This is a genomic window from Moorena sp. SIO4A5 (assembly GCF_010672005.1).
Classification (GTDB): Bacteria; Cyanobacteriota; Cyanobacteriia; order Cyanobacteriales; family Coleofasciculaceae; genus Moorena.
In genome coordinates this window covers 1-4,354 of sequence record NZ_JAAHHZ010000404.1, presented here as the reverse complement: position 1 = coordinate 4,354, position 4,354 = coordinate 1, and the positions used below count along the sequence as shown (strand labels likewise).

Genomic DNA, 4,354 nt, shown 5'->3' with positions numbered 1-4,354 from the left:
TGACCATGATGTTATCAGGTTTAATATCCCTATGTAAATACTTGGGATGGATTTCATTAAGTATTACTATCAGTTGTTTTAGCCAGTCAATTGCCTGTGCTTCAGTAATTAGTTGATTGTTCTGTCCCAGCCACTCTTCCAACGTTAGTCCATCAATCTTCTCCATCACCAAGCAGTGTAAGAAGTCGTCTTGGTTATTTTTATTAGGCACAAAACGGAAGTAGCTATCTGGCTCAACTCGGGGAATTCCTGGATGATTGAGCTGCTTCAACACTTCTACTTCTCGCTGAAACAGCTCAACGACTTTTTCTCTCATCTTTGAATTGCTATAGTAACTTAATTTCAGGACTTTCAGCACTTTCCTTTTGCCTAAGTTACTTGAGTTAATACCAAGCAAATCTTCTACCTCAAAGGTTTGACTAAAGTTACCGCTACCTAACTTTTTAATAACTTTATAACGATTGTGTATTTCCTGTCCGATCTGAATCATAGTTACTTAAATCAGCCACCCTGGTACAAACGTTTGTTAAGATACTTTTTAATTACAGGATCTAGGGTAAAGAAGACTTCCCCCATATCCTGATAATTTTTTTCAATAAGTGAACGTTGTAACAAATTATTTAGAGATGTCTTTATTTCTGAAGTCGCTCTGTTGGGATATGAAGAAAATTCAGCTAGCAAGTGTTGAGTTGAGACTGGCTCGGTAGCCATGGCTAAATAGTTCATTAGCTCTTGATCAAAATCTGATAAGTGAGAAAATTGCTGGTCGAGGAGACTGAGCAAAACATCACCAATAAATAATGACCCTTTGAGAAAATCCGAAATTTTACCATTATGGCAGTTTTGGATCGTCCTAACCGCAATCTTTAAGGCTAAGGGATGACCTTTGTACCTATCAATTAGTTGTCCCACTCCATGCACAGATTTAGAAAGACCGTAGTTTGACAAGAGTGCTTTGGCTTCTTCCTTTCTCAAGCCTTTGAGTTGGAATTCCCGAATTCTTCCTGCCCTGATTACTAGTTCCTTAACTTCCTGGGGAGGTTCTTGACTGGTCAACAACAAGCAGCTTTGATGGCGTTTGTACCCAATAGATTGCAGTAAATTTCCATACCCCTGGTAGCCCTCTTTGTAAATTCCAGAGGATTGACCAGCATCCATGATCGCTTCTACTTGATCAAGCACTACCAAACAACGATGCTGGTTTAGGTAATACATTAGTCGCGATACCAGGTTATCTAGAGTTGTTGATGAAGGGTTTTCCTGATGGTTGGACAAGAATTGGATCAGGTCACTCAGAAGTTCTTCAACAGATGGAGTATGGTTGAGGGTACGCCAAATCACATACTCAAACTGATCCTTAATCTGTTCAACTAGCTTCGCTGACAAGGCAGTTTTGCCAATGCCAGTAATGCCCAAAAGAGCCACCAATGGACAGTTATCTGTGACAATCCATTGCTCTAGCTGAGCCAGTTCGTTGGTGCGTCCGTAGAAATCCGATACATAGGGTGCGTCACTTAAATCGAGTTTGAAGAGGGGACTACTCTGGGTCGGCTCAGGAATAGAGGTTGACGGTTTTGGGACTGACTCAAGAACTAGCCGAAGATTTTTTTTGGTGACACGTTGTCCTGTTAGGTCTGACAGTTTCTTCCATAAGGCAGGAGCAGCGATCTTCTTAATATAATCGATGGTGTATCCAGGAATATTCATGTCTTCGTAGGTTTGACCTGCCCAAGAGTCTTGGATTATCTTCTGATCACGAGGAGACAGCTCTTTTTCTCCCTTGCCAATCAGCAAATTATTTAATTGGGTTAGGAATTTGTCAATATCCATGATGAATGTCAATGAGGAACACGGAACAGGGAAGGGGGAATTACAGATGTTTTATACCAAATCCCCTTTTATAGCTGCTGTTAAGCCCAAAAAACTGAAACTCGCGGCTAAATAAACTTTTGGGAGCACCTCAAGGACTGGGTTTTCCAGGGGTTTTTTAACCCGGATGTGGTATGAAACCTCTGGGTGCGTAAGTCCTAACTGCTCGATCGGGCATCCTGATTTCTGTGTGGGGTTCATGACAACTCCCTTGACTGACTGCTGACTTTTGACGGGATCTTTTTTCTTCAACCCGTTCCCGTAGCGGCTCAATGCTTAGGATCGCGCTCATTTCTGAATCCGCCAAGCCTTGTCTTGATCCCAAGCGCGAGTGGGAGAAACCCCCTTTGGCTTGGCTGCATCGCTATTATAGCGTTAGCCATGATCATTAAGCCTAGTTTTTTGATAATAAGATGTTGAGCTGAAACCCTTATTTGATGGTGTTTTCCCCAGAAGCCCTGAAAAGTCAGGACTGACTGCCCCTATTTATTATATAGCAGTACTCAATTGGGTGAGGTACAAAGTCCTGGGTTAATGGCAGTAGGGAGTAGGGAGTAGCGATGCAGCGCGGTCAAAGGGAGCCAGTGCGGTCAAAGGGAGGCAGCGCCGCCAAAGGGGGTTTCCCCCATCAGCGACTGCATCAAGACAGGTGCTGACCCAGGTGACCCACACAGCAACCTTGACCATGAGCGACGGCATCAAGACATTGAATATACCTCATAAGTATGATAAACCCTATAGCTCCTTTTAAGCCCAGAGGACTGAAAGTCCCGGCTACAAAAACTTTCGGGAGCACCTCAAGGATTGGGTTTTCCAGGGTTTTTTAACCCGGATGTAGTATGACATGTCTGGGTGTGTAAGTCGTAACTGCTGGATCGGGCATCCTGAGTTCTGAGTGGGGTTCATGACTAGCAACTCCCTTGACTGACTGTCCCTATTATCCCATTCATGAGGATTATGTAAGCATATGCGCTACGCGCAGGCTACGCCAACAGCTATCAGCGTGTCGCGTATCAGCTATTAGGGTGTCGCGTATCAGCTTATGCCTTACCTCCCAGCGTCGTTCGCACAGCGTGGCCAAAGGCCAAAGCCTGTGCCACGCTACTAGATCGGTACTTTTGAATAAAATAAGCTGACCGCTGTTCGCGTAGCGTGAGCTTTTAGCTCACGGCTGACCACTGACCGCTGACCACTGACCGCTGACCACTGACTGCTGACCACTGACCACTGACCGCTGAATGCTTACAGGATTATTCATAAAGTTCATATGAATTGACCGTTAAAAGAGCTGAATTTTTGGGATTTTAATTCTTGGTTGCTTTCCATACTATCGAATCATAGGCGATCAAATACATCAGGTTGCCATTATCTCGACCGTCTATAACTTGATGGAATGGCTTGATGCCGAATGTATACCAGGTGAGCTTTATGAAAGAATCTGTTGTTTACTGTCCACCTCAAGGACATCCAAACATGGGGTTACAGGCAACTAATTGCCAGCTGCCTTAGTAAAGGGTATTAGCCACTTCTACTGCTTCTTTTTCTTTTTTTTATTTAAGGAAAAAATAATGGAAGATCCGACAATTTTTCAAGAATCCGCCCCATTTGGTTCAAATGACGGTCTCTTCAGAGAAGAAAATGGTCTTCTACCTGGAGTTGAAAACCTGAATTTAGAACCAGATCGACTTGGGCTTATCGGGGCTCAAACTTTTGACCTGGAGTCCATCTCACTCGATCAGAAGGCTGTTTGGCTTCAAGATCCAGAATTGATCAGCTATAGTGTCCTAAACAGTGACACGATTGAGACAATAGCAAACACTGATGGCATAGATATCATCACTGGGCACCATCAAAACGATCCTCAGGCGCGACCCAAGGGCAGTTTACCTGCTCATTGGAACGCGCGCCTGGTAGAATATCGCTCAAATTACAAAGATCCTCTAACAGGTGATGCAGACAGCGATGGCGATTTAGATACCGACGATCTAGCTCTGATCGTTCGCGCCAGTGGAACTAAAGTGGAGTCTGGAGATCCCCTTGATGTGAATGGAGATGGAAGAGTTACAACAAGAGATGCCAGAAAGGTTTTAAGAACGCTGTTTAGGAACGATGACTATGAAGCACCATTACTCTCAGCAGATCTGAGTAACGATACTACTAATGATGGTGGAACCAATAGTGATCGCATTACAGCAGATCCTTCTATAAGCGGAGTTGTTACTGATGCGAGCCAGGTAACGAGGCTTTATGGGAGCTTGGATGATGAAAATTTCACCGATATCACGTATACGGTCAACCCAGACGGTAGTTTCTCTCTAAATCGGCCTCTGCTAGAGCAAATCAATGGTACTGCATTGGTAGATGGAGAACAAACCCTTCACCTACAAACAAAAGACCAGTGGGGAAACCTCGCTCATTTCGATCTAGATTTTACCATGAATCGGGTTCTGTATACGGTTTCTAATGAAGATAGCCGGGAATTAGC

At 44.0% G+C, this 4,354-nt stretch carries 5 protein-coding genes; 1 reads left to right on the top strand and 4 read right to left on the bottom strand.

Annotation, left to right across the window (positions count from 1 at the left end; translation table 11 throughout):
* The 4 genes from F6K57_RS37925 to F6K57_RS37910 form a co-directional block, all read right to left on the bottom strand.
* Window positions 1–490, bottom strand: a 490-nt coding sequence (locus F6K57_RS37925) for a protein kinase (RefSeq protein ID WP_293073607.1), incomplete at its 3' end; no start/stop codon positions are given.
* Between the two features lie 11 nt (window positions 491–501).
* Window positions 502–1,830 (bottom strand): NB-ARC domain-containing protein, encoded by a 1,329-nt coding sequence (locus tag F6K57_RS37920; protein ID WP_293073604.1) that lies wholly within the window; start codon window positions 1,828–1,830, stop codon window positions 502–504.
* 157 nt (window positions 1,831–1,987) lie between these two features.
* Window positions 1,988–2,161, bottom strand: a complete 174-nt coding sequence (locus F6K57_RS37915; protein ID WP_293073601.1) for a hypothetical protein — start codon at window positions 2,159–2,161, stop codon at window positions 1,988–1,990.
* A gap of 239 nt (window positions 2,162–2,400) precedes the next feature.
* Entirely contained in the window at window positions 2,401–2,568 is a 168-nt protein-coding gene (locus F6K57_RS37910; protein ID WP_158069891.1) for a hypothetical protein, read from the bottom strand.
* An 869-nt stretch (window positions 2,569–3,437) separates the two neighbouring features.
* On the opposite strand from F6K57_RS37910, the gene F6K57_RS37905 reads away from it, so the two are divergent.
* Window positions 3,438–4,354: dockerin type I domain-containing protein (locus tag F6K57_RS37905; protein ID WP_293073596.1), on the top strand; the 917-nt coding region annotated here is incomplete at its 3' end.

Bases quoted from the DNA above. Each gene is read 5' to 3' on its own strand.
- F6K57_RS37915 (WP_293073601.1), bottom strand. From the start codon at position 2,161: ATGAGCGCGATCCTAAGCATTGAGCCGCTACGGGAACGGGTTGAAGAA.
- F6K57_RS37920 (WP_293073604.1), bottom strand. From the start codon at position 1,830: ATGGATATTGACAAATTCCTAACCCAATTAAATAATTTGCTGATTGGC.
- F6K57_RS37910 (WP_158069891.1), bottom strand. From the start codon at position 2,568: ATGCCGTCGCTCATGGTCAAGGTTGCTGTGTGGGTCACCTGGGTCAGC.